The organism is Pseudomonas sp. REST10 (assembly GCF_029542605.1).
Classification (GTDB): domain Bacteria; phylum Pseudomonadota; class Gammaproteobacteria; order Pseudomonadales; family Pseudomonadaceae; genus Aquipseudomonas; species Aquipseudomonas khazarica.
Genome location: NZ_CP035677.1, coordinates 1747210 through 1772150, shown reverse-complemented (window position 1 = coordinate 1772150; position 24941 = coordinate 1747210). Strand labels below are relative to the sequence as shown.

Sequence of the window (24941 nt, the reverse complement as noted above, 5' to 3'; positions counted from 1 at the left end):
CATGCTGCCGGAAATCAGCCGCTCGATGCTGAAGAACGCCCTGGTGCTTGGCCTGTTCGCCATCGCCACGGTGGGCAGCGTCGCCTTGCTGCAACAAGGCACCGCCGAGCGCATCGCCAACGCCGAGCGCGAGGCGCAAGTGCGCGCCCTCGCCGAAATCCTGCCGGCCGGCAGCTACGACAACCACCTGCTGGACAATCGCATCGAACTCGACGCGCCGGAACTGGGCCACCGCAGCCCGCAGTCGGCCTACCTGGCGTTCAAGGACGGCCAGCCCAGTGCACTGATCCTGCCGGTCACCGCGCCGGACGGCTACAGTGGCGCCATCCACCTGCTGGTGGGCATCTACGCCGACGGTCGCCTGGCCGGCGTGCGTGTGCTCAGCCATAAGGAAACCCCCGGCCTGGGCGACCGCATCGAGCTGGCCAAGAGCGACTGGATACTCGGCTTCGCCGGCAAGTCCCTGAGCGATCCCGACGAGGAAGGCTGGGCGGTGAAGAAGGATCGCGGCGACTTCGACCAGTTCGCCGGTGCCACCATCACCCCGCGTGCCGTGGTCAAGGCCGTGCACGGCGCCCTGCGCTACTTCGCCAGCCATCGCGCCCAGCTGCTGGGCCTGACGGAGGATGAACGATGACCAGCTATCGCGACATCACCCTCAACGGCCTGTGGAAGAACAACCCGGCGCTGGTGCAGCTGCTCGGCCTCTGCCCGCTGCTCGGGGTGAGCAACTCCACGGTCAACGCCCTCGGCCTGGCACTGGCCAGCGCCGTGGTGCTGATCTGCTCCAACACCGCCGTGTCGCTGGTACGTGGCGTGGTCAACACCGCCGTGCGCCTGCCGGCCTTCGTCATGATCATCGCCGCACTGACCACCTGCATCGAACTGCTGATGCAGGCCTACACCTACGAGCTGTACCAGATCCTCGGCATCTTCATCCCGCTGATCACCACCAACTGCGTGATCCTCGGCCGCGCCGACGGTTTCGCCGCCAAGCACGACCCGGCCCGCGCCGCCTATGACGGCCTGATGATGGGTCTGGGCTTCGGCGTGGTGCTGGTGCTGATCGGCTCGATACGCGAGCTGCTCGGCACGGGCGCCCTGTTCGCCAACATGCACCTGCTGTTCGGCCCGGTCGCCGCCGACTGGAAGCTCACCCTGGTGCAGGACTACCGCGGTTTCCTGCTGGCCATCCTGCCGCCGGGCGCCTTCATCGTCCTGGGCCTGCTGATCGCCGGCAAGAACCGCATCGACCAGATCGCCGCCGAACGGGCCAGGGCCGCTGCGCCCGAGGCGCCGGCACAGAGCCGCCGCGTGCGGGTCACCGGAGTCATCGAATGATGGCGCCCAGGTGAGCGACAAACCCTAGCCCGGATGCAATCCGGGAATGCCGAAACCACCCCGGATTGCATCCGGGCTACGCCAGAATCCCTGAGCCATGAACGCAGCCAAACGCCTGGAAATCTTCCGTCGCCTGCACGAGGACAACCCCGAGCCGAAGACCGAGCTTGCCTACAGCAACTCCTTCGAGCTGCTGGTGGCGGTGACGCTCTCGGCCCAGGCCACCGACGTCAGCGTCAACAAGGCCACGGCCAAGCTGTTCCCGGTGGCCAACACACCGGAGGCAATCTACGCCCTCGGCGTCGAGGGCCTGTCCGAGTACATCAAGACCATCGGCCTGTACAACAGCAAGGCGAAGAACGTCATCGAGGCCTGCCGCATCCTCATCGAGAAGCACGGCAGCCAGGTACCGGACAACCGCGAGGACCTCGAAGCCCTGCCCGGCGTGGGCCGCAAGACCGCCAACGTGGTGCTCAACACCGCCTTTCGTCAGTTGGCCATGGCCGTGGACACGCACATCTTCCGCGTCAGCAACCGCACCGGCATCGCCCCGGGCAAGAATGTGCTGGAGGTGGAGAAGAAGCTGCTCAAGTTCGTGCCCAGGGATTATCTGCTCGACGCCCACCACTGGCTGATCCTGCATGGGCGCTACGTCTGCACCGCGCGCAAACCGCGCTGTGGCGCCTGCCGCATCGAAGACCTGTGCGAGTACAAGGCCAAGACCTCGGACGATTGATCGACCATAGAATCCGGCGATCTTCTGATTGAAAAAATCTTTTTTACCCGCTCAATTTTTGCCGCTATAAGGTGCGCAAATGGCCCCTGGTAATGGGCCTGGAGTGGAATAGATGAGCACAGACAAAGAAGACCTCGAACTGGACGAAGACTTTGTCGCGGACGATGCAGACGATGCCGAGCCTGCGGTGGAAGTTGCCAAGACCAACCTGACCAAACGCCGCATCATCGACAACTTCCTCGAAGAGCGCCGCCTGCACAAACAGCTGGCCGAATACGACTTCGATATCTGAAGCCGCACGAAAAAGCCCCGCAGACGCGGGGCTTTTCTCATCGACGCAGCAATCAGTCGCGACGCGAGGGCGAGAGCAGCTCGACCTTGTAGCCGTCCGGGTCCTCGACGAAGGCCAGGATGCTCGTCCCATGCTTCATCGGCCCCGGCTCACGGGTGATCTTGCCGCCGCGCGAGCGGATGTCCTCACAGGCCTTGTAGACATCTTCCACTTCCAGGGCGATGTGGCCGTAGCCGCTACCCAGTTCGTAGCTGTCGACGCCCCAGTTGTGGGTCAGTTCGATCACGCTGTTGTGCGCCTCGTCGCCGTAGCCGACGAACGCCAGGGTGAACTGGCCGTCCGGATAGTCCTTGCGGCGCAGCAGGGTCATGCCCAGCACTTCGGTATAGAAGGCGATGGACTTGTCCAGGTCGCCGACACGCAGCATGGTGTGCAGCAGTCTCATGGCTGTTCTCCTCATCGGCCCGCTGTTGCCGGGCCCAGAATGACGAACCCCGGCGCGTGGCCGGGGTCGTTTGACACGCTGCAAGCAGTCTATCAGAGCAGCTTGCGGCCCTTGCCTGCGGCGATGCGCATGCGCAGGGCGTTGAGCTTGATGAAGCCCGCCGCGTCCTGCTGGTTGTAGGCGCCGCCGTCTTCCTCGAAGGTCGCGATGTTGGCGTCGAACAGCGAGTCGTCGGACTTGCGGCCGGTGACGATGACGTTGCCCTTGTACAGCTTCAGGCGGACAACGCCGTTCACGTTGGCCTGCGAGGCGTCGATCATCTGCTGCAGCATGACGCGCTCCGGGCTCCACCAGAAACCGTTGTAGATCAGGCTGGCGTACTTCGGCATCAGCTCGTCTTTCAGGTGCGCCACTTCACGGTCGAGGGTGATCGACTCGATGGCGCGGTGCGCCTTGAGCATGATGGTGCCGCCGGGGGTCTCGTAGCAGCCACGGGACTTCATGCCGACGAAACGGTTCTCGACGATGTCCAGACGGCCGATGCCGTTCTCGCCACCGATGCGGTTCAGCTCGGCCAGCACCTGCGCCGGGCTCATGTCCTTGCCGTCGATGGCAACGATGTCACCGCCGCGGTAGGTCAGCTCGATGTAGGTGGGGACGTCCGGCGCCGCTTCCGGCGACTTGGTCCAGCGCCACATGTCTTCTTCGTGCTCGGTCCAGGTGTCTTCCAGCACGCCGCCCTCGTAGGAGATGTGCAGCAGGTTGGCGTCCATGGAGTACGGCGACTTCTTCTTGCCGTGGCGCTCGATCGGGATGGCGTGCTTCTCGGCGTAGTCCATCAGCTTCTCGCGCGACAGCAGGTCCCACTCGCGCCACGGCGCGATGACCTTGACGCCCGGCTTCAGCGCGTAGGCGCCCAGCTCGAAACGCACCTGGTCGTTGCCCTTGCCGGTTGCGCCGTGGGAGATGGCGTCGGCACCGGTCTCGTTGGCGATCTCGATCAGGCGCTTGGCGATCAGCGGACGGGCGATGGACGTACCCAGCAGGTACTCGCCTTCGTAAATGGTGTTGGCACGGAACATCGGGTAGACGAAGTCGCGGACGAACTCTTCGCGCAGGTCGTCGATGTAGATTTCCTTGACGCCCAGCGCCTGTGCCTTGGCACGGGCCGGCTCGACCTCTTCGCCCTGACCGAGGTCGGCGGTGAAGGTCACCACTTCACAGTTGTAGGTATCTTGCAGCCACTTGAGGATCACCGAGGTGTCCAGGCCACCGGAATAGGCCAGAACTACCTTTTTGACGTCCGCCATGCCATCACTCCACGGGTTGTACGGTAAAACCCGTGATTCTACTGACCCTGCCGGTCAATTTACAGAGGCGCGACAGCTTGTGATGACGAAGCGACGAGGATAAGCGGTCATTTTCCGGCCGTGGACGCCGGCGGCCACCCTCGAGCGGACTCGCGGCCCCGCCGTGGTGCCGCATGTCTCAGGAGGGCGTGCTGCCCGCAGGGTCGGCAGCCGGACTCGCCGGCGTGGTCTGTGGCGCCGCTTCCGGCACGGGCACGCGGTCCAGGCGCAGGGTCGCCCGGCGATTCCTGGCACGGTTGGCCTCGCTGTTGTTCGGCACCAGCGGATAGCGCTCGCCGTGGAAGCGCACGGTAATCTGCTCGGCCGGGATGCCACCAGCCTTGAGATAGTCCTGCACGGCCAGCGCGCGACGGCGCGAGAGATCGCGATTGGTCAGGCGATTGCCGGTGTTATCGGCGTGGCCGTCGATCTGGAAGCTGTTGATGCTGGGGTCGGCCTTGACGAACTCGAGAACGATGTCGAGCTTGGCCCTGGCCATCGGATCCAGGTCGATGCCGCCGCCGGGGAAACCGATCTGCGCCTGGCGGATCTGGTCGAAGTTGACCGGCAGCAACTTGGCCGTACAGGCCTGGTAGTCATCGTAGGCCTGGTGAAACTTCACCGGCAGCAGGCGTACCTCCAGGCGCTCCCCGCCATTGAAGGTACGGTGGCGCACCACTGGGCTGCGCCCTTCCAGCAGGCCGCTGAGCAGGCGCGCTCCCTGCTCCTGCGAGGTGTTGAACGGCACCTCGCCCTGGCCGACGCTGACCACGCCCAGGTTGATGTCCTCGCGTCCGGGCTGCCACGGCGCCGCAGCCGCCAGCAGGGTCGCCGAGCCGGCGCCCATCCAGTGTTCACGCGCCTTCAGGCGGAACGTCACCTGCTCACCGGCGCGGCGCACGAACTCGCCGCTGCCGAAGTTGCTGATCGGCTGGCTCAGGCGGCACTCGAACTGATCACCCTCGACCTTCCACTCCACCTTCTCCAGCCGGGTCTGGAAGCTGATGGCATGCGCCGGCAGGCACAGAGGCATGCCAGCCAGCAGGCTGATCAGGATGAAATAGGGCGCACGCACGGCAGGCTCCAGGGCGGTTCACGGCATTCTCTGCTGATATCGGTCAGCCGCGCGAAAACTTGACCCCCGCTCGTGATTGTCGCGTCGGCGCAAGCGCGAACAGCTGCTTTTCAGGTACCATGCGGCCACGTTTTACCCGCCTGGAAGCCTCCATGTCCGACCGTCTGACTCTTCTGCGTCCCGATGACTGGCACATCCACCTGCGCGACGGCGCGGTGCTGCCACACACCGTCGGCGATGCCGCGCGCACTTTCGGCCGCGCCATCATCATGCCCAACCTGGTACCGCCGGTGCGCAATACCGCCGAGGCCGACGCCTACCGCCAGCGCATTCTGGCCGCACGCCCGGCCGGCAGCCGTTTCGAGCCGCTGATGGTGCTCTACCTCACCGACAACACCAGCCCCGAAGACGTGCGCGCGGCCAAGGCCAGCGGGTTCGTGCATGCGGCCAAGCTCTACCCGGCCGGCGCCACCACCAACTCCGACTCGGGCGTGACCAGCATCGACAAGATCTTCCCGGCCCTGGAAGCCATGGCCGAAGTCGGCATGCTGCTGCTGGTGCACGGCGAAGTGACCCGCGCCGAGATCGACGTGTTCGACCGCGAGAAGATCTTCATCGACGAGCACCTGAGTCGCGTGGTCGAGCGTTTCCCGACGCTCAAGGTGGTGTTCGAGCACATCACCACCCGTGACGCCGTGCAGTTCGTCGAGGCCGCCTCGGCCAACGTCGGCGCCACCATCACCGCGCACCACCTGCTGTACAACCGCAACCACATGCTGGTCGGTGGCATTCGCCCGCACTTCTATTGCCTGCCGATCCTCAAGCGCAACGTGCACCAGGAAGCCCTGCTCGACGCCGCCACCGGCGGCAACGCCAAGTTCTTCCTCGGTACCGACTCGGCGCCGCACGCCAAGCATGCCAAGGAAGCCGCCTGCGGCTGTGCCGGCTGCTACACCGCCTACGCCGCCATCGAGCTGTATGCCGAGGCCTTCGAACAGCGTGGCGCGCTGGACAAGCTGGAGGCGTTCGCCAGCTTCCACGGCCCGGACTTCTACGGCATGCCGCGCAACAGCGACCGCATCACCCTGGTGCGCGAGGAATGGACCGTACCGGCCAGCCTGCCGCTCGGCGAGAACAGCGTAGTGCCCCTGCGCGCCGGCGAAACCCTGCGCTGGAAGCTGCTGGAGGCCCAGGCATGAGCGAAGACAACTACGACGACGAACTGGACCCGAGCCTGCCGGCCGGCCCACGCTCGCCGATGGCAGCGCGCTTTCGTGGCTACCTGCCGGTCGTGGTGGACGTGGAGACCGGTGGTTTCAACAGCGCCACCGACGCGCTGCTGGAAATCGCCGCCACCACCATCGCCATGGACGAGACGGGTTTCCTCTACCCGGATCACACCCACTTCTTCCGCATCGAGCCCTTCGAGGGCGCCAACATCGAACAGGCGGCCCTGGAGTTCACCGGCATCAAGCTCGATCACCCGCTGCGCATGGCGGTGAGCGAGGACCATGCCCTGGGGGAAATCTTCAAGGGCATTCGCAAGTCGATCAAATCGGCCGGCTGCAAGCGCGCGATCCTGGTCGGGCACAACAGCAGCTTCGACCTCGGCTTCCTCAATGCCGCCGTGACGCGCTGCGGCATCAAGCGCAACCCGTTCCACCCCTTCTCCAGTTTCGACACCGCCACGCTGGCCGGCCTCGCCTACGGCCAGACCGTACTGGCCAAGGCCTGCCAGGCTGCCGGTATCGAGTTCGACGGCAAGGAGGCGCACTCGGCGCGCTACGACACCGAGAAGACTGCCGAGCTGTTCTGCGGCATCGTCAACCGCTGGAAGGAAATGGGCGGCTGGGACGAGTTCGACCACTGATCCCTGCCTCCGTACGCGTATCAAAAAAACCGGCACCTGCCGGTTTTTTCATGCCTGGAAAATGCGCGGCCTGCGCCGTTCGTCAGGAGGCACGAGCATTCGCAATCGATCTTTGACAAGCATTCTCATTAACATTAGTATCCGATTCATCGAACAGAACCACCAAGGCGAGCCTTGCCCCATGTACGTCTGCCTCTGTGAAGGTGTCACCGATACACAAATCCGCGATGCGGTTTACGAAGGCTGCTGCAGCTATCGTGAAGTCCGCGGCTCGCTCGGCATCGCCAGCCAGTGCGGCAAGTGCGCCTGCCTGGCCAAGCAGGTCGTTCGCGAGACCATCGCCGAAGTGCAAAGCAGCCAGGCCTCCCTCGCCTACCCTGCCGGCTTCGTCGCCGCCTGACACAGGCCCCGCACACAAAAAACCGGATCTCAGCATCCGGTTTTTTTATGGCCTGTGGTCAGCGAGCAGCCGCGTCGGTCGACGCAGATGCCCTCGCATCCGACGCGCTACAGACCATCACGCTCCAGGTGATCGAAGTTCACCGCATCCCCCGGTTTGGTATGCAGCTTGGCGCGAATGTCCTCGAAGATCGCGTCGTACTCTTCGTGCTCGCGCATGATCGGGCTGTGGTTGGGGTGCAGGCCGTGCTTGGCCACCAGGCGAGAGATCACGCTGGCGAAATTGAACGCCGTGTCGCGGTGCATTTCGAAGACTTCCTCGAAGGCCTTGCCGTCGATCTCGCCAGCCAGGCGTCCGTGCAGCATCGGGCCTTCCTGTGCGTCCTGACGCACCTCGTAGTGGAAGTCGATGCTGTAGCCGGGCTGGCCATCCAGACCAGGCAGCCTGCTGCGATGCAGATGACCGGGTTCGAACATGCTTGCTCTCCTTATCGGTTGCGCTGGCGAAGTACCGAGGAACGCGCCCGGACAGTCTAAACCGGGACCTGCAGCGCTGCCGCGCGACATTTCAGTGCAGCGTCGACTGCCCTGCCCTCTCCTGAACCAGCACCCAGGGCGCGACCACCACGGCCCAGAGCTGCGGATCACGCGTCAGCAGATCTTCGGCCTGTGCATCTTCGAGCTTGCTCAGCAGCCCCTGGTTCATCCACTCGGCAACCTTGGCCTGGTCGTTCTCCGCCACGGCCTGCGCGATCGCCACCAGATCCTGCGCCCCGTCGACCCAGAGCAGCGCGCCCCGGGCGAAGAATGGCTGCAGCTCCTGCCAGGTGATGGCCGCTGTCTCGCCGAGCAGCTTGGCATAGAGGGTGCTAGATTGTTCCGTCATGGTGTGCCCCGTGTCGATGGCGGTAAGTGCAGGCGCGCATGATAACGTCGAGCGTTGCCCTGGCAACTGCGCGACGCTCGCCAGCCGACCCAGGCCACGCCGTTTTTCTATACATTTCTTGCATTTAAGCGACAACCCCGTGTTTCGCCTCCCGCTGCCGGCTTTTCAAGGCGCAAATCCGCGCTCTACACTGTTCCGGTACAGTTGCCGGAGGCATTACCGGGATCAAGGACCCGGTTCTGCAGCTTCGGCCGCAAGAACTACAACAATGAAAAACACAAGACTGGAGCATTCATGAACAAGGCTACTAAGCAGATTTCCAAACTGTTCGCGGCAATGGCACTGGCGGGGGCGGCCAGCTACTCGATGGCAGCCGACACCATCAAGATCGGCCTGGCCGGTCCGGTGACCGGTGCCGTCGCACAGTACGGCGAGATGCAATTCATCGGTGCCAAGATGGCCATCGAGCAGATCAACAAGGCTGGCGGCGTGAACGGCGCCCAGCTCGAAGGCGTGGTCTACGACGACGCGTGCGATCCGAAGCAGGCCGTGGCCGTTGCCAACAAGATCGTCAACGACGAAGTCAAGTTCGTGGTTGGCCACCTGTGCTCCAGCTCCACCCAGCCGGCCTCCGACATCTACGAAGACGAAGGCATCCTGATGATCACCGCGGCTTCCACCAGCCCGGACATCACCGCTCGTGGCTACGAGCTGGTCTTCCGTACCATCGGTCTGGACAGCCTGCAGGGCCCGACCGCCGGTAACTTCATCGCCGACCACATCAAGCCGAAGAGCGTTGCCGTCATCCACGACAAGCAACAGTACGGCGAAGGCATCGCTACCGCGGTCAAGCAGACCCTGGAAGGCAAAGGCGTGAAAGTCGCCATGTTCGAAGGCATCAACGCCGGCGACAAGGACTTCTCCGCGCTGATCGCCAAGCTCAACCAGGCGGGTGTCGACTTCGTCTACTACGGTGGCTACCACCCGGAACTGGGCCTGCTGCTGCGCCAGACCAAAGAGCGTGGCCTGAACGTCAAGTTCATGGGTCCGGAAGGCGTGGGTAACAAGGAAATCTCGGCCATCGCCGGCCCGGCTTCCGAAGGCCTGCTGGTCACCCTGCCGAAGTCCTTCGACCAGGATCCGAAGAACCAGGCGCTGGTCGAGGCCTTCAAGGCCAAGAACGAAGACCCGAGCGGCCCGTTCGTGTTCCCGGCCTACGCTGCCGTTCAGGTCATCGCTGAAGGCATCGAAAAAGCCGGCGACACCGATACCGCCAAGGTAGCTGCCGCCCTGCGCTCCAACAGCTTCGACACCCCCACCGGCACCCTGGCCTTCGACGAGAAGGGCGATCTGAAGGACTTCAGCTTCGTGGTGTACGAATGGCACCAGGACGGTTCCAAGTCCGAAGCCAAGTAAGCTTCCCGCCTGAACCCAAAGCCCACTGCAGCCTGCAGTGGGCTTTGTTTATTAGAAGAATTCCGGCCTCGCGCTGCGCCACAAGCGCCGCTTTACGCGCTGCCCAGGAGTTAGGCTATGCCTGATCTTTATCACTACCTGCAACAGTTGCTCAATGGCCTGACCATTGGCAGCACCTATGCCCTGATCGCCATCGGCTACACCATGGTCTACGGCATCATCGGCATGATCAACTTCGCCCACGGCGAGGTTTACATGATTGGCGCGTACGTCGCCTTCATCGTGATTGCTGGTCTCTCCATGTTCGGTATCGAAGCCGTACCCGTGATCATGATCGGCGCGTTCGTCGTCACCATGATCGTTACCAGTGCCTACGGTTACAGCATCGAGCGGGTGGCGTATCGTCCCCTGCGCGGCGGCAACCGCCTGATTCCGCTGATCTCCGCGATCGGTATGTCGATCTTCCTGCAGAACGCCGTGCTGCTCTCGCAGGACTCCAAGGACAAGGCCATTCCCAGCCTGCTGCCCGGCAACTTCATCCTCGGTGAAAGCGCCACCAACGGCGTGGTCGTCTCCTACATGCAGGTGCTGATCTTCATCGTCACCTTCGTCGCCATGATCGGCCTGACCCTGTTCATCTCCCGCTCGCGCCTGGGCCGTGCCTGCCGCGCCTGCGCCGAAGACCTGAAGATGGCCAACCTGCTGGGTATCAACACCAACAACATCATCGCCCTGACCTTCGTCATCGGCGCCGCCCTGGCGGCCATCGCCTCGGTGCTGCTGGGCATGCAATACGGCGTGATCAACCCGCACCTGGGCTTCCTCGCCGGCATCAAGGCCTTCACCGCTGCGGTACTCGGCGGCATCGGCAGCATCCCCGGCGCGGTACTCGGCGGCCTCCTGCTCGGCGTGGCCGAAGCCTTCGGTGCCGATATCTTCGGTGATCAATACAAAGACGTGGTCGCATTCAGCCTGCTGGTCCTGGTGCTGCTGTTCCGTCCCACTGGCATCCTCGGCCGTCCGGAGGTGGAGAAGGTATGAGCACCTCCAGCGTGAAGAACCTCAAATCGGCGATTTTCAGCGCCCTGCTGGTGCTGATCATTGCCTACCCAGTCCTGGGTCTGAAACTCACCACCGTCGGCATCAGCCTGGAAGTGCACGGCGCCACCGCGTTCGAGCTCTGGTGCATCGGCGGCGCTGCGGCGCTGATCTTCGTGTGGCAACTGCTGCGTGATCGCATCACCCCGGCCTGGGCCAAACGACCGAGCTTGCCCAGCGGCGGCCAGGTCGGCAACTTCCTCACCCTGCCCTCCACCCAGCGCTGGATCATCCTGGCCATGCTGGTGGTCGCCCTGGTCTGGCCGTTCTTCGCCAGCCGTGGCGCCGTGGACATCGCCACGCTGATCCTGATCTACGTGATGCTCGGCCTCGGCCTGAACATCGTGGTCGGCCTGGCGGGCCTGCTCGATCTGGGCTACGTCGGTTTCTACGCGGTCGGCGCCTACAGCTACGCGATTCTCTCGCACTACTTCGGCCTGAGCTTCTGGATGTGCCTGCCGATCGCCGGGATGATGGCCGCCCTGTTCGGCTTCCTGCTCGGCTTCCCGGTGCTGCGCCTGCGCGGCGACTACCTGGCCATCGTGACCCTGGGCTTCGGCGAGATCATCCGTATCCTGCTGCGCAACCTCACCGACCTGACCGGCGGCCCGAACGGCCTGAGCATCGCCAACGAGAACAAGCCGACCCTGTTCGGTCTGTCCTTCGAGCGTCGTGTGCCGGCCGACATGCCCACCTTCCACGACTACTTCGAGATCGCCTACAACTCGCAGTACAAGGTGATTTTCCTCTACCTGATCGCCCTGCTGCTGGTGTTGCTGACCCTGTTCCTGGTCAACCGCCTGCTGCGCATGCCGATCGGTCGCGCCTGGGAAGCCCTGCGCGAGGACGAGATCGCCTGCCGCGCGCTGGGCCTGAACCCCACCGTGATCAAGCTCTCGGCCTTCACCATCGGCGCCAGCCTGGCCGGTTTCGCCGGCAGCTTCTTCGCCGCCCGTCAGGGTCTGGTGACACCGGAGTCCTTCACCTTCATCGAGTCGGCGATGATCCTCGCCATCGTGGTGCTCGGCGGCATGGGCTCGCAGCTCGGCGTGATCCTCGCGGCCATCGTCATGGTGATGCTGCAGGAGATGCGTGAGCTGAGCGAGTACCGCATGCTGATCTTCGGCCTGGTCATGATCTTCATGATGATCTGGCGCCCGCAAGGTCTGCTGCCGATGCAACGTCCCCACCTGGAGCTGAAGCGATGAGCCGCACGATTCTCGAAGTAAGCGGCCTGACCATGCGTTTCGGCGGCCTCCTGGCCGTCAACGGGGTGGGCCTGAACGTCAAGGAAAAGCAGGTGGTCTCGATGATCGGCCCGAACGGCGCCGGCAAGACCACCGTGTTCAACTGCCTGACCGGTTTCTACCAGCCAAGCTCGGGCAGCATCCGTCTCGACGGCGAGGCCATCGAAGGCCTGCCGGGCCACAAGATCGCCCGCAAGGGCGTGGTGCGGACGTTCCAGAACGTACGTCTGTTCAAGGACATGACCGCGGTGGAGAACCTGCTGATCGCCCAGCACCGCCACCTCAACACCAGCTACCTGGCCGGCCTGTTCAAGACGCCCAGCTTCCGTCGCAGCGAGCGCGAGGCGATGGACTTCGCCGGCTACTGGCTGGAGAAGGTCAATCTGGTGGAGTTCGCCAACCGCGAGGCGGGCACCCTCGCCTACGGCCAGCAACGCCGCCTGGAGATCGCCCGCTGCATGATGACCCGTCCGAGCATCCTCATGCTCGACGAGCCGGCTGCCGGCCTCAACCCGCGCGAGACCGAAGACCTGAAGGAGCTGATCGGCATGCTGCGTGACGAGCACAATGTCACCGTGCTGCTGATCGAGCACGACATGAAGCTGGTGATGAGCATTTCCGACCACATCTACGTGATCAACCAGGGCACTCCCCTGGCGGACGGCACGCCGGAGCAGATCCGCAACAACCCGGACGTGATCAAAGCCTATCTGGGGGAGGCGTAATCCATGCTGAGCTTCAACAACGTCTCCACCTTCTACGGCAAGATCCAGGCGCTGCACGATGTCAGCATCGATGTGCAGGCCGGCGAGATCGTCACCCTGATCGGCGCCAACGGCGCCGGCAAGTCCACCCTGCTGATGACCCTGTGCGGCAACCCGCGCGCCACCAGCGGCAGCATCCGTTACCTGGGTGAAGAGCTGGTGGGCATGGACACCCCCGAGATCATGCGCAAGAGCATCGCCATCGTGCCGGAAGGCCGCCGCGTGTTCGCCCGCCTGACCGTCGAGGAGAACCTGGCCATGGGTGGCTTCTTCGGCAACAAGGCGGACAACCAGGAGCAGCTGGACAAGGTCCTGCACCTGTTCCCGCGCCTGAAGGAGCGCTTCGCCCAGCGCGCCGGCACCATGAGCGGCGGCGAACAGCAGATGCTCGCCATCGGTCGTGCGCTGATGAGCAAGCCCAAGCTGCTGCTGCTCGACGAGCCGTCGCTGGGCCTGGCGCCGATCATCATCCAGCAGATCTTCGACATCATCGAGCAACTGCGCGAAGACGGCGTGACCGTGTTCCTGGTCGAGCAGAACGCCAACCAGGCGCTGAAGCTGGCTGACCGTGGCTACGTGCTGGAGAACGGCCATATCGTCATGCAAGGCAGCGGTGAGGATCTGCTCAACGACCCGAAGGTACGCGACGCCTACCTCGGCGGCTGAGCCGGACTGTCGTACCCGAAACCGCCCTCCGGGGCGGTTTTTTCATGCCTGGACGACAGGCCTGCAACGCGCGCACACCTGCCGGCCAGCGAACTGTTTAGCGGATATGTCCGCCCTCTTGCATCCGCTTCGCCGCGTATTAGTCTCAACCACTCTACCCAGGCGGCCCCCGCTCATGCGCAAGTCCCTGCTGCTGTTGCTCGCCCTCACCGTTGCCCTCGGCGCCTGCAGCCGTGCCGGCCTGGCCTACCGCAACCTGGACTGGATCATCCCCTGGAAACTGGGCGACTACGTCGAGCTGAGCAGCGAGCAGAGCGCCTGGCTGGAACCCAGGCTGCAGCAGCACCTGACCTGGCATTGCAGCGTGGAGCTGCCGCACTACCTCGACTGGCTGCAACGCAGCCGCCAGGCGCTGGCCGAGCGCGACGCCGAACTGATGCTCAGCCAGCTGGACGGCTTCGAGCAGGCGATGCAGCGCATCGCCGTGGAAATCACCCCGAGCACCGTCGAACTGCTGCGCGGCCTCAACCCGCTGCAGGTCGAGCGCCTGTTCGCCGAGCTGGAGGAGCAGAACCGGAAGCTGCGCGCGACCTTCCTCGAGCCGCCACTGGACGAGCAGATCAGCCTGCGCGCCGAACGCATGAACGAGCGCCTGCAGCCCTGGTTCGGCGACCTCGAGCCGGCCCAGCGCGAACGGATACTGGCCTGGGCCCGGAGCCTGGGCGCGCAGAATCAGGTCTGGCTGGACAACCGCCTGGCCTGGCAACAGGCACTGCGTGACGCCCTGGAAGCGCGACGCGGCGATGACTTCGCCGCGCGCATCAGCGCCTTGCTGCAACAGCGCGAACGCTTCTACACCGAGGCCTATCGCGCCAGCTACCAGAGCAACCGCGAGGCCATGGCCGGCATGCTCGTGGATATCGTCGCCACGGCGGACGCGCGCCAGCTGCAACGCGCCGACGAACGCCTGGACGCGCTGCGTGCCGACCTGGCCGCCCAGCAGTGCCGCAGCGACGACACGCTGGCCAGGCGCTAGGCGCTCTGGCAGCGCTTCAGAGCGCGGGCAGACGCCAGTCGATGGGGGTCATGCCGTTCTGGCTGAGGAACTGGTTGCAGCGGCTGAAATGACCGTTGCCGATGAAACCGCGATGTGCGGACAGCGGCGACGGGTGCGGCGAGCGCAGTACCAGGTGCTTGGTCGGGTCGATCAGGCGCTGCTTGCTCTGCGCATGGCTGCCCCAGAGCAGGAAGACCAGCTTGGGCTGCCGCTCGCTGACCAGCTCGATGACCCGGTCGGTGAAATGCTGCCAGCCCTTGCCCGCATGCGAACCGGCATTGGCGCGCTCCACGGTCAGCGACGTGTTGAGCAGCAGCACGCCCTGATCGGCCCAGCTCTGCAGGTAGCCGTGCGCCGGGATGTCGATGTTCAGGTCGCGCTTCAGTTCCTTGTAGATGTTCACCAGCGACGGTGGCGTCTGCACCCCCGGCTGCACCGAGAAGCACAGACCATGCGCCTGCCCCGGACCGTGGTAGGGGTCCTGGCCGATGATCACCACCTTGACCTGCTCCAGCGGCGTGGAGTTGAGCGCATTGAAGATCAGCGGGCCGGGTGGGTAGATCTCCTTGCCGGCCGCCTTCTCCGTTCGCAGGAACTCGCCCAGCTCCTTCATGTAGGGCTTGTCGAACTCGTCGCGCAGCGCCTCTTTCCAGCTGGCCTCGAGTTTGATGCGGTCATCGGTCATGCCTGTTTCCTGCCTGAATCCTTACAAGTGCAGGCACGCTAGAGAAGGGGCCAGGGCAAGTCAAGGAAGACGATTGCGGCAAGGCCGGGGATGCTTTGCTAGCCTTTCGAACACAGCCACTGACGAATGAATGGAACTCGATGCCAACCACCACCGATACCTTGCGCCTGGCACTCCTCAACCGTTTTCTCAAGGGCGAAGCCAAGATACCGCAGATGCCGGAGGCCGCCGTACGTATCCGCAAGCTGCTGGACGACCCGCACACCTCGCAGGAACAACTGGCGCGGGTGATCAACGGCGACCCGCCACTGGCGGCCTACCTGATGCAGTTCTCCGCCGCGCCGCTGCTGCGCGGCAACCGCCCCTGCACCTCGCTGCGCGACCTGCTCGGCCGCCTCGGCACCCGCCAGCTGGCCGACCTGGTGCTGGGTTTCAGCCTGCAGCACCTGTTCACCAGCGACGACGCGGCGCTGCAGCAGGCGTTTCGCACGCGCTGGCGCAACGCCCGTGAACGCGCCGCCTACTGCGCCGTACTGGCACAGACCGTCGGCTTCTCCATGGATGACGCCATGCTCGGTGGGCTGCTGCAGGATATCGGCAGCCTGCCCCTGTTGTCGGAGCTGGAGCACTGGCCGGAGCTGCCGCGTGACAGCGATTCGCTGAACGCCCTGTGCGAGCAGCTCTCCGGCGACATCGGCGCGCTGATCCTGACCCGCTGGCAACTGCCGTCGGCGGTCATCGAATGCGCCCGCCTGCATGGCCAGTGGCAGCGCGAGCACGAACGCAGCGCCGACCTGGCCGACCTGGTGCTGCTGGCCAGCGCCCTGCAGTCGGGCAGTACGCCGGATGGCCTGCTGCCGGCCCAGGTCAAGCTCGGACTGGAGCGCCCATTGGAGGAACTGCGCGCGGAACTGGCCGAAGGCCTGAAACTGTGGAAGCGCCTGCTCGCCTGACCCCCGGTCATGGCGCCTCATCAGGTCGGTGGATACAGCTTGCCCAAGCCCTGGGGCAGGTCGAGACTCTCCCGCACACCCCGTGCAGGAGGTCACATGAGCGATTCGAACGGCATCAGCCGCGAGCGTCTGGAACAGGCGCTCGCCCACTCCACCTTCGCCCAGTTGCTCGGCACCGAACTGCTCGAGTTCGCGCCGGGCCGGGTCAGCCTGCAGGTACCCAGCCGTCCCGACCTGTGCCAGCACCACGGCTACCTGCACGGCGCAGTGGTCGGTTTCATGGTCGACAGCGGCTGCGCCTGGGCCGCCGCCTCGATGGTCGGTGACGTGGTCACCAGCGAATACAAGCTCAACCTCCTCGCCCCTGCACTTGGCGAACGCCTGCTCTGCCGCGCGGAGGTGCTCAAGGCCGGCCAGCGCCAGGCGGTCTGCCGAGCGGACGTGTTCGCCGTGAAGGACGGCCAGGAAAAGCTGGTGGCTACCGGCCTGGCGACCATCGCACGGGTCTAGCAGGCCGCGACTACCCCAGGTGCAGCGCCCGGTAGTGACTGGGCGCCATGCCCACCACCTTGCGAAACAGACGCGAGAAGTAATAGGCGTCCTCATAACCCAGTTGCTCCGCGACCTGGCGCACCTCGACATCGCCACGGTCGAGCAGGCGGCAGGCCAGGGCCATCTTCAGCTGGATGAAATCCTGGATCGGCGCATGCCCGGTCAGGGCCCGATAGGTCTTGGCGAAATGGAAGCGCGAGAGGTGGAAGTGCTCGGCCAGCTCATCGAGGTTGAGGCTGCCGTGCAGGTGCTCGCGCATCACCGCGTGCACCGCCTCGATATCCAGTACCCGCCCCGACTTGAGATTGACCCGCGCCGGCAGCACCGCCAGCGAACTGAGCATCGCCTGCAGCCGATGCGCTGCATGGATGAATGGCAGGACGTTCAAGCCCTGCCGCTGCAGCCCCAGCAGCGCCTCGAAGTCCCCCAGCAGGCGTGGCTGGACGCCGATGCGGCGCAACGGCTGGCTACCCAGCAGGTCGAGGAAGTCCTGGCTGAGCGCCCCGTCGAAGTGCACCCAGTAGATGGTCCAGGGGGCGTCGGCATCGGCGCCGTAGGCATGCGCGGTGTCCCTGGGCAGCAGCAGCAGATCGCCAGCACCGACCTCGAATCGTCCATCCTCGCCGTGCAGCCAGCCTTTGCCCGAGCGGCAGTAGATCAGCAGGTCATCCTCCGGCTGCGCCCGACTCATGCGGTGCCCGACCGCTTCGGGGTAGAAACCGATGGCCAGCGGGTAGCAGCCAGCACTCAGCGGATGGCGCGCCAGCAGGCGGCGCAGACGCGGCGGCGTGATGAAGCGTTGCCCACCCAGCGGCAACGGCCAGTTGGAGGTTTCCACGCGCAAGCCCATGCTGATCGCATCCCGAGGCAGTCGACGAATCCCAAGATCGTCCATCCTTCGACCAAGATCGTCAATCCACAAGGCCGTTCCCAGCCGCTATAAAAGACCCGGACAAGAACAACAGGAGGCGAACATGCCCCAGACCCTGCCGCAACTGATCGACGGCCAATGGCGCACCAGTCAGGCTCACGAACTGATCGAAGTCACCGACCCGACCACCCAGGAAGTGATCGCCCTGGCGCCCAAGGCCACGGCCGAGGAAATCGAGACTGCGGTAGCCGGCGCACAGCAGGCCTTCCTCGCCTGGCGTGAAGTCCCGGTCTCGGAGCGAGCCCGCCTGATGCTGCGCTATCAGCACCTGCTCAAGGAGCATCACGACGAACTGGCGGAAATCCTCGCGCGGGAAACCGGCAAGACCTTCGCCGATGCCAAGGGCGACGTATGGCGGGGCATCGAGGTGGCCGAGCATGCCGCCAACATCGCCAGCCTGATGATGGGCGAAACGGTGGAGAACGTCGCCCGCGAGATCGACACCGCCAGCTGGATCCAGCCGCTGGGGGTGTGCGTCGGCATCACCCCGTTCAACTTCCCGGCGATGATTCCCCTGTGGATGTTCCCGCTGGCCATCGCCTGCGGCAACGCATTCATTCTCAAGCCGTCCGAACAGGACCCGATGACGCCCAACCGCCTGGCCGAACTGTTCCTCGAAGCCGGCGCACCGGCCGGCCTGCTGCAGGTGCTGCATGGTGCACGCGAGCAGGTCGATGCCCTGCTGGTGCACCCCCTGGTGCGCGCGGTGTCCTTCGTCGGCTCGGTGACGGTGGGCCAGCATGTGTATCGCACCGGCACCCAGCACCTGAAGCGCGTGCAGGCCTTCGCCGGGGCGAAGAACCACATGGTGGTCATGCCCGATGCGCCCAGGGAGCAGGTCATCAGCAACCTGCTCGGCGCCAGTTGCGGGGCCGCCGGCCAGCGTTGCATGGCAATCAGCGTGGCGGTGTTCGTCGGTGAGGCGAAACACTGGATCGACGACCTGGCCGAACAGATGGCCGCGCTGCGCCCCGGCCACTGGCAGGACAGTGGCGCCGCCTATGGTCCGCTGATCAGCCCGCAGGCCCGCCAGCGCGTGCTGCGCCTGATCGAGGAAGGCAAGGCCGAAGGTGCCGAGTGCCTGCTCGATGGTTCGCACTGCGTGGTCGACGGTTATCCGCATGGCAACTGGGTCGGCCCGACCCTGTTCCGCGGCGTGACCAGCAGAATGAGCCTGTATCGCGAGGAAATCTTCGGCCCGGTGCTGGTGTGCATGGAGGTGGACACTCTGGAAGAAGCCATCGCGCTGATCAACGCCAGCCCTTACGGCAACGGCACCAGCCTGTTCACCCGCTCCGGCGGCGCCGCTCGGCATTTCCAGCATGCGATCGAGGTCGGTCAGGTGGGCATCAACGTGCCGATCCCGGTGCCGCTGCCGTTCTTCTCCTTCACCGGCTGGAAGGGTTCGTTCTATGGCGACCTGCATGCCTATGGCAAACAGGCGGTGCGCTTCTATACGGAGACCAAGACGGTGACCAGCCGCTGGTTCGACGACACAGCGCTGGGCGACGGGCCGAACATGACCATTTCTCTGAAATGAGAACCGGGTAACGTGTCTTTAGACCAATAGACGATCACCCGAACTGGACAAGCGGCGTAAAAGGGTTCTCAGCAGAACAAGAACAAGGAGAACTGCAATGCGCCAACTGTCTGCCATTCTGGCCCTGTGGGCCGCTGTCACCGCCTGTGCGCAGGCTGCCGAGCCGATCACCCTGGGGCTCAACTACCCGCGCACGGGACCGTACAAGGAGGAGGGATTGGCGCAGATGCGTGGAGCCCTGCTGGCCATCGACGAGCTGAACGCCCAGGGCGGTGTGCTGGGCAGGCCCTTGCGCCTGTCCAGCAAGGACACCGCCTCGCGTCCGGCCAAGGCGGTGAAGAACGTCGACAAGCTGGCCGCCGAAGGCGCCGCGATGCTCTTCGGCGGCTCCTCCAGCGCGGTGGCCATCGCCGCCGGCAAGCGCGCCAAGGAGCACGGCCTGCTGTATTTCGGCACCCTCACCTACTCCAACGACACCACCGGCAAGGATGGCCAGCGCTACATGTTCCGCGAGTGCAACAACGCCTGGATGAGTGCCAAGGTGCTCGGCCAGTACCTGAGCAAGACCTTGCCCAACAAGCGCTATTTCTACGTGACCTCCGACTACACCTGGGGCCACACCACCGAGGCCTCGCTGCGGCAGGCCACGGGCACCGACAACGCCGGACAGCATGCGGGGGTGCGCGTGCCCTTCCCCGGCGCCCGCCTGGCCGACTATCAGGATGCCCTGACCCAGGCCGCCTCCAGCAATGCCGAGGTACTGGCGCTGGTGCTGTTCGGCGAAGACCTGGTGCGCGCCATGCGCATCGCCAAGGACCTGGGGCTGACCGAGCGCATGCAGATCATCGCGCCCAACCTGACCCAGAGCATGGTCGAGCAGGCCGGACCGGACCTGATGCAGGGCGTGATCGGTACCGAACCCTGGACCTGGCGCGTCCCGGCGCTGGAGAAGTCCACGCGCGGCGAAGCCTTCGTGCAGTCGTTCAAGACCCGCTACGAGATGTACCCGTCCAGCTCTGCCGCCTCGGCCTACAGCATCGTCCAGCAATGGGCCGATGCCGCCAAGCGCGCCAACAGCCTGGACAGCGAAGCGCTGATCAAGGCGCTCGAAGGCCACCGCTACAGCCTGCTGAAAGACGAGCAGCAATGGCGCGCCTTCGACCACCAGAACCTGCAGACCGTCTACGCGGTACGGGTCAAACCACGCGAGGACGTGCTCAAGGACCCGCTGAAACAGGACTACTTCGAAATCGTCGACCGCCTCGACGCCAGCACGGCGCTGCCCAGCCTCGCCGAGTGGCAGGCCGAGCGGCGCGCCGGCGGCCAACCCCTGACCTTGCAATGAGATGCCATGGACCTCGAACTCAGTGATGAACAACGCCTGCTGACCGACAGTGCCCGCGCCTTCGCCGCGCGGGAACTGGCGCCCTACGCCGCCGACTGGGATCGCGACCACCACTTCCCGGTCGAGGTGATCCGCCGCGCGGCCGAACAGGGCTACCTGGCCCTGTACATCGCCGAGGAGGACGGCGGCCTGGGGCTGTCTCGTCTGTCCAGCGCACTGATCTTCGAACAACTGGCGGCCGGCTGCGTGGCCACCACCGCCTACCTGACCATCCACAACATGGCCACCTGGATGCTCGCCAGCTTCGCCGACCAGGCGCTCAAGGACGCCTGGCTGCCCGGACTGGTCAGCGGCCGGTCGCTCGCCTCCTATTGCCTGACCGAGCCGGACGCCGGCTCCGATGCCGCCAACCTGCGCACACGGGCGCGGCGCGACGGCGACGACTACCTGCTCGACGGCAGCAAGTGCTTCATCTCCGGCGCGGGGGCCAGCGACGTGCTGATCGTCATGGCACGCACCGGCGAGGAAGGCGCCCGGGGCATCTCCTGCTTCCTGGTGCCGGCCGACGCCCCCGGCGTGCGCTACGGTCGCAACGAGGACAAGATGGGCTGGAAGGCGCAGCCGACCCGCAGCATCACCTTCGACGGCGTACGCATCCCCGCCGGCAACCGCATCGGCCCGGAAGGCGAAGGCTTCGTCTACGCCATGAAAGGCCTCGACGGGGGCCGCCTGAACATCGCCAGCTGCTCGCTTGGCGCCGCCCAGGCCGCGCTGGAGCAGAGCCTGCGCTACGTCGAGGAGCGCAAGCAGTTCGGCAAGACGCTGAGCGAGTTCCAGGCGCTGCAGTTCAAGCTGGCCGACATGCTCACCGACCTGACCGCCAGCCGGCAGATGGTACGCCTGGCCGCGCACAAGCTCGATCATGGCCACGGTGAAGCCAGCCTGTACTGCGCCATGGCCAAGCGCTTCGCCACCGACCACTGCTTCGGCGTATGCAACGAAGCCCTGCAACTCCACGGTGGCTATGGCTATCTGAATGACTATCCACTGGAGCGCTGGGTGCGCGATGCACGCGTGCACCAGATTCTCGAAGGCACCAACGAAATCATGCGGGTGATCGTCGCCCGCCGCCTGCTGCAGCAGAGCGGCATGCTCGATCGCCTGCTCTGAAACCTGCAGGAGCCCCTCATGACTACCGCAATCGAAACCTACAAATCCGGCATCTTCGACCTGACCCACAAGCTCACCGTGGAGAAGCACGGGCACACCGCGCTGATCACCATCAACCACCCTCCGGCCAACACCTGGGACCGAGATTCGCTGATCGGCCTCAAGCAGGTGGTCGAACACCTCAACCGCGACGACGAAGTCTACGCCCTGGTGGTGACCGGACAGGGGCCGAAATTCTTCTCCGCCGGCGCCGACCTGAACATGTTCGCCGACGGCGACAAGGCCCGCGCCCGCGAGATGGCCAGGCGCTTCGGCGAGGCCTTCGAGACCCTGCGCGATTTCCGTGGGGTATCCATCGCCGCGATCAACGGCTATGCCATGGGAGGCGGCCTGGAATGCGCCCTGGCCTGTGACATCCGCATCGCCGAGCGCCAGGCGCAGATGGCCCTGCCGGAAGCTGCCGTGGGCCTGCTGCCCTGCGCGGGCGGCACCCAGGCACTCCCCTGGCTGGTGGGCGAGGGCTGGGCCAAGCGCATGATCCTCTGCGGCGAACGCATCGACGCCGACACCGCCCTGCGCATCGGCCTGGTCGAGCAGGTGGTCGACAGCGGCGAAGCACGCGGCACGGCCCTGCTGCTGGCCGCCAAGGTGGCACGGCAAAGCCCGGTGGCGGTGCGCACCATCAAGCCGCTGATCCAGGGGGCCCGCGAACGCGGCTCGAACACCTGGCTGCCCGAGGAGCGCGAGCGTTTCGTCGACCTGTTCGACGCCGACGACACCCGCGAAGGCGTCAACGCCTTCCTGGAAAAACGCGACCCGCAGTGGCGCAACAAATAACCGCACAAATAGCTCGTAGGGTGGATGTCGCCTTTCACATCCACCATTACCCCATCCGGTGGATGGATAGAGCGCCATCCACCCTACGCGGGAAAACCTCATGAACCTGCAATTCGAAGAACGACCCAGCCTGCACGGCTATCGCATCGGCATCGCCAGCCTGGACGCCGAGAAAAGCCTCAACGCGCTGTCGCTGCCGATGATCGAGGCACTCGACGAGCGCCTGAAAGCCTGGGCCGAAGACCCGACCATCGCCTGCGTGATGCTGCGCGGCAACGGCCCCAAGGCCTTCTGTGCCGGCGGCGACGTGGTCCAGCTGGTGCACCAGTGTCGCGAGCACCCCGGTGAAGTCCCGCCCCTGGCGCGCCGCTTCTTCGCCGACGAATACCGCCTCGACTACCGCATCCACACCTTCCCCAAACCCTTCATCTGCTGGGCCCACGGCCATGTGCTGGGGGGCGGCATGGGCCTGATGCAGGGCGCCGGCATCCGCATCGTCACGCCGAGCAGCCGCCTCGGCATGCCGGAGATCAACATCGGCCTGTACCCGGACGTCGGCGGCAGCTGGTTCCTCGCCCGCCTGCCCGGCAGGCTCGGCCTGTTCCTCGGCCTCACCGCCGCCAGCATCAACGCCCGCGATGCGCTGGACCTCAACCTGGCCGACCGCTTCCTGCGCGATGACCAGCAGCAGGCGCTGCTCGAAGGGCTGGTGCAACTGAACTGGCGCGAGCAGGCCCAACTGCAGCTGCACAGCCTGCTGCAGGCCCTGGAGAACGAAGCCCGTGGCGACCTGCCGGCGGCGCAGTGGCTGCCTCGCCGTGAACGCCTCGACGCACTGCTCGATGTCGCCGAGCCAGGCGCTGCGGTCCAGGCCCTCAGCGCCCTGCAGGAGGACGACGATGCCCTGCTGGCACGGGCGGCGAAAACCCTGGCCGGCGGCTGCCCGCTGACCGCGCACCTGGTCTGGGAACAGATCCGCCGCGCCCGTCACCAGTCACTGGCCGACGTGTTCCGCATGGAGTACGCCATGAGCCTCAACTGCTGCCGCCACCCGGAATTTCCGGAAGGCGTGCGCGCGCGCCTGATCGACAAGGACCACAGCCCGAACTGGCACTGGCCGGATGTCGCCGCGATCCCCACTGCCGTGATCGACGCGCACTTCGCTCCGGCCTGGGAGGGCGAGCACCCATTGGCCGACCTGTAGCCAGAAGAAACACGTAGCCCGGATGAAATCCGGGGAGGCCGGACCGCCAGCCCCACCCGCACGCCTCGAACGCCGCACGGACAACAACAAGGAGATGCCAGAATGACCCAGATCGCCTTTATCGGCCTTGGCCATATGGGCCTGCCCATGGCTCGCAACCTGCTCAAGGCAGGCTACCCGCTGAAAGTCTTCGACCTGGTGCGCAGCGCCGTCGACACCCTTGCCGGCGAGGGGGCGATAGCCGCAGTCAGCGCCAGCGCCGCCGTCGATCAGGCCCAGGTGGTGATCAGCATGCTGCCAGCCAGCCGCCATGTGGAGAGCCTCTACCTGGGGCGCGACGGCCTGCTCGAGCAGCTGCCGGCCGGCACCCTGGTGGTCGAGTGCTCCACCATCGCCCCGGAGTCCGCGCGCAAGGTGCATGCGGCGGCGCGCGAACGCGGTATCGAGCTGCTCGATGCGCCGGTGTCCGGCGGTACCGCAGGCGCCGCCGCTGGCACCCTGACCTTCATGGTCGGCGGTGCCGCCGAGGCCCTGGAAAAGGCCCGGCCGCTGCTCGCGGTCATGGGCCAGAACATCTTCCACGCGGGCCCGGAGGGGGCCGGCCAGGTCGCCAAGGTGTGCAACAACCAGGTGCTGGCGGTGCAGATGATCGCCACCGCCGAAGCCATGGCCATGGGCGTGGCCAACGGCCTGGACCCCGCCGTGCTGGCCGAGATCATGCGGCAGAGTTCGGGTGGCAACTGGACGCTGGAGAAGTACAACCCCTGGCCTGGGGTGATGGAAAACGCGCCGGCGTCGAAAGGCTACAGCGGCGGGTTCATGGCCGAGCTGATGGCCAAGGATCTCGGCCTGGCCCAGGAAACGGCCAGCCACCATGGCAACAGCGCGCCGATGGGTGCGCTGGCCCTGCAGCTCTACCGCCTGCTGCTCAAGCAGGGCAAGGGCAAGCAGGACTTCTCGGTGGTGCAGCAGCTGTTCGTGGAGTGATGCCCTGCGGGAGCCGGCGTGCGAGTGAGGTCGCTCACCGGCACGTCGCCTCCCGCACGCAGCGCGATCACCTCAGGCGCATCCTCGTCGCGATCG

Annotated in this window: 28 protein-coding genes; 21 read left to right on the top strand and 7 right to left on the bottom strand. The window is 65.4% G+C overall.

Annotation, left to right across the window (positions count from 1 at the left end; translation table 11 throughout):
- Position 1 precedes the first annotated feature (1 nt).
- From rsxG to EWH21_RS08280, 4 genes are all read left to right on the top strand, one after another.
- Complete coding sequence (gene rsxG, locus EWH21_RS08295; RefSeq protein ID WP_037055496.1) at positions 2-637, top strand: electron transport complex subunit RsxG; 636 nt, start codon at positions 2-4, stop codon at positions 635-637.
- Positions 634-1341 (top strand): electron transport complex subunit E, encoded by a 708-nt coding sequence (locus EWH21_RS08290; protein ID WP_037055495.1) that lies wholly within the window; start codon positions 634-636, stop codon positions 1339-1341. Before rsxG ends, EWH21_RS08290 begins: the two co-directional genes overlap by 4 nt.
- Before the next feature lie 97 nt (positions 1342-1438).
- Complete coding sequence (gene nth / locus EWH21_RS08285) at positions 1439-2077, top strand: endonuclease III (RefSeq protein WP_277700269.1); 639 nt, start codon at positions 1439-1441, stop codon at positions 2075-2077.
- Positions 2078-2189: 112 nt separating this feature from the next.
- A complete protein-coding gene (locus tag EWH21_RS08280) occupies positions 2190-2369 on the top strand; it encodes a hypothetical protein (RefSeq protein ID WP_004423730.1) in 180 nt (59 codons plus the stop codon).
- A gap of 52 nt (positions 2370-2421) precedes the next feature.
- Here EWH21_RS08280 and gloA read toward each other — a convergent pair whose 3' ends face one another.
- The 3 genes from gloA to EWH21_RS08265 all read right to left on the bottom strand — a co-directional run bounded on the left by gloA (position 2422) and on the right by EWH21_RS08265 (position 5196).
- Positions 2422-2814 (bottom strand): lactoylglutathione lyase, encoded by a 393-nt coding sequence (gene gloA, locus EWH21_RS08275; RefSeq protein WP_037055490.1) that lies wholly within the window; start codon positions 2812-2814, stop codon positions 2422-2424.
- Positions 2815-2906: 92 nt separating this feature from the next.
- The gene (locus tag EWH21_RS08270) at positions 2907-4124 is read right to left on the bottom strand and encodes an argininosuccinate synthase (protein WP_037055488.1); all 1218 of its coding nucleotides are present in this window, start codon (positions 4122-4124) and stop codon (positions 2907-2909) included.
- A gap of 178 nt (positions 4125-4302) precedes the next feature.
- On the bottom strand, positions 4303-5196 hold the full coding sequence (locus tag EWH21_RS08265; RefSeq protein ID WP_196250576.1) for an OmpA family protein: 894 nt from the start codon (positions 5194-5196) through the stop codon (positions 4303-4305).
- Between the two features lie 194 nt (positions 5197-5390).
- Here EWH21_RS08265 and pyrC point away from each other — a divergent pair, with 194 nt between their 5' ends.
- The 3 genes from pyrC (at position 5391) to EWH21_RS08250 (ending at position 7508) form a co-directional block, all read left to right on the top strand.
- On the top strand, positions 5391-6437 hold the full coding sequence (gene pyrC / locus EWH21_RS08260; protein ID WP_277700268.1) for a dihydroorotase: 1047 nt from the start codon (positions 5391-5393) through the stop codon (positions 6435-6437).
- On the top strand, positions 6434-7108 hold the full coding sequence (rnt, locus tag EWH21_RS08255; protein WP_047584482.1) for a ribonuclease T: 675 nt from the start codon (positions 6434-6436) through the stop codon (positions 7106-7108). The genes pyrC and rnt overlap by 4 nt, the downstream gene beginning before the upstream one ends.
- A 181-nt stretch (positions 7109-7289) precedes the next feature.
- Positions 7290-7508 (top strand): bacterioferritin-associated ferredoxin, encoded by a 219-nt coding sequence (locus tag EWH21_RS08250; RefSeq protein WP_037055480.1) that lies wholly within the window; start codon positions 7290-7292, stop codon positions 7506-7508.
- 107 nt (positions 7509-7615) lie between these two features.
- Here EWH21_RS08250 and EWH21_RS08245 read toward each other — a convergent pair whose 3' ends face one another.
- Together EWH21_RS08245 and EWH21_RS08240 are read right to left on the bottom strand one after the other, a co-directional pair.
- Positions 7616-7984 (bottom strand): DUF5064 family protein, encoded by a 369-nt coding sequence (locus tag EWH21_RS08245; RefSeq protein WP_047584483.1) that lies wholly within the window; start codon positions 7982-7984, stop codon positions 7616-7618.
- A 91-nt stretch (positions 7985-8075) separates the two neighbouring features.
- On the bottom strand, positions 8076-8393 hold the full coding sequence (locus EWH21_RS08240; protein WP_037055475.1) for a DUF2288 domain-containing protein: 318 nt from the start codon (positions 8391-8393) through the stop codon (positions 8076-8078).
- A 294-nt stretch (positions 8394-8687) separates the two neighbouring features.
- Here EWH21_RS08240 and EWH21_RS08235 point away from each other — a divergent pair, with 294 nt between their 5' ends.
- The 6 genes from EWH21_RS08235 (at position 8688) to EWH21_RS08210 (ending at position 14620) form a co-directional block, all read left to right on the top strand.
- The gene (locus tag EWH21_RS08235; protein ID WP_037055470.1) at positions 8688-9809 is read left to right on the top strand and encodes a branched-chain amino acid ABC transporter substrate-binding protein; all 1122 of its coding nucleotides are present in this window, start codon (positions 8688-8690) and stop codon (positions 9807-9809) included.
- A gap of 117 nt (positions 9810-9926) precedes the next feature.
- Positions 9927-10850, top strand: coding sequence for a high-affinity branched-chain amino acid ABC transporter permease LivH (gene livH / locus EWH21_RS08230; RefSeq protein ID WP_037055468.1), 924 nt, complete (start codon positions 9927-9929; stop codon positions 10848-10850).
- Complete coding sequence (locus EWH21_RS08225) at positions 10847-12115, top strand: high-affinity branched-chain amino acid ABC transporter permease LivM (protein WP_277700267.1); 1269 nt, start codon at positions 10847-10849, stop codon at positions 12113-12115. The genes livH and EWH21_RS08225 overlap by 4 nt, the downstream gene beginning before the upstream one ends.
- A complete protein-coding gene (gene livG / locus EWH21_RS08220) occupies positions 12112-12879 on the top strand; it encodes a high-affinity branched-chain amino acid ABC transporter ATP-binding protein LivG (RefSeq protein ID WP_037055463.1) in 768 nt (255 codons plus the stop codon). The genes EWH21_RS08225 and livG overlap by 4 nt, the downstream gene beginning before the upstream one ends.
- Positions 12880-12882: 3 nt before the next feature.
- A complete protein-coding gene (locus EWH21_RS08215; protein ID WP_037055462.1) occupies positions 12883-13584 on the top strand; it encodes an ATP-binding cassette domain-containing protein in 702 nt (233 codons plus the stop codon).
- Between the two features lie 175 nt (positions 13585-13759).
- Positions 13760-14620: a DUF6279 family lipoprotein gene (locus tag EWH21_RS08210; protein ID WP_277700266.1), complete on the top strand. Its 861-nt coding sequence runs from the start codon at positions 13760-13762 to the stop codon at positions 14618-14620.
- 16 nt (positions 14621-14636) lie between these two features.
- Here the strand turns inward: EWH21_RS08210 and ung are convergent, their stop codons facing one another.
- Positions 14637-15326: a uracil-DNA glycosylase gene (gene ung / locus EWH21_RS08205; RefSeq protein ID WP_037055458.1), complete on the bottom strand. Its 690-nt coding sequence runs from the start codon at positions 15324-15326 to the stop codon at positions 14637-14639.
- 140 nt (positions 15327-15466) lie between these two features.
- Here ung and EWH21_RS08200 point away from each other — a divergent pair, with 140 nt between their 5' ends.
- Both EWH21_RS08200 and EWH21_RS08195 read left to right on the top strand, forming a co-directional pair.
- Positions 15467-16279, top strand: a complete 813-nt coding sequence (locus EWH21_RS08200) for an HDOD domain-containing protein (protein WP_277700265.1) — start codon at positions 15467-15469, stop codon at positions 16277-16279.
- A gap of 96 nt (positions 16280-16375) precedes the next feature.
- Positions 16376-16789, top strand: coding sequence for a PaaI family thioesterase (locus EWH21_RS08195; RefSeq protein WP_277700264.1), 414 nt, complete (start codon positions 16376-16378; stop codon positions 16787-16789).
- Between the two features lie 10 nt (positions 16790-16799).
- Here the strand turns inward: EWH21_RS08195 and EWH21_RS08190 are convergent, their stop codons facing one another.
- Positions 16800-17681, bottom strand: coding sequence for an AraC family transcriptional regulator (locus tag EWH21_RS08190; protein WP_150608673.1), 882 nt, complete (start codon positions 17679-17681; stop codon positions 16800-16802).
- Between the two features lie 124 nt (positions 17682-17805).
- Here EWH21_RS08190 and EWH21_RS08185 point away from each other — a divergent pair, with 124 nt between their 5' ends.
- The 6 genes from EWH21_RS08185 (at position 17806) to mmsB (ending at position 24845) form a co-directional block, all read left to right on the top strand.
- Entirely contained in the window at positions 17806-19302 is a 1497-nt protein-coding gene (locus EWH21_RS08185; RefSeq protein ID WP_152488213.1) for a CoA-acylating methylmalonate-semialdehyde dehydrogenase, read from the top strand.
- Between the two features lie 97 nt (positions 19303-19399).
- Positions 19400-20647 carry an ABC transporter substrate-binding protein gene (locus EWH21_RS08180; protein WP_047584491.1) on the top strand — a complete coding sequence of 416 codons (1248 nt, stop codon included), beginning with the start codon at positions 19400-19402 and terminating at the stop codon, positions 20645-20647.
- Positions 20648-20653: 6 nt separating this feature from the next.
- Entirely contained in the window at positions 20654-21817 is a 1164-nt protein-coding gene (locus EWH21_RS08175; protein WP_277700263.1) for an isobutyryl-CoA dehydrogenase, read from the top strand.
- An 18-nt stretch (positions 21818-21835) separates the two neighbouring features.
- Positions 21836-22654: an enoyl-CoA hydratase gene (locus EWH21_RS08170; RefSeq protein WP_047584493.1), complete on the top strand. Its 819-nt coding sequence runs from the start codon at positions 21836-21838 to the stop codon at positions 22652-22654.
- A gap of 100 nt (positions 22655-22754) precedes the next feature.
- Complete coding sequence (locus EWH21_RS08165) at positions 22755-23858, top strand: enoyl-CoA hydratase/isomerase family protein (protein WP_277700262.1); 1104 nt, start codon at positions 22755-22757, stop codon at positions 23856-23858.
- 102 nt (positions 23859-23960) lie between these two features.
- Positions 23961-24845: a 3-hydroxyisobutyrate dehydrogenase gene (gene mmsB / locus EWH21_RS08160; protein WP_277700261.1), complete on the top strand. Its 885-nt coding sequence runs from the start codon at positions 23961-23963 to the stop codon at positions 24843-24845.
- Positions 24846-24941 lie beyond the last annotated feature (96 nt).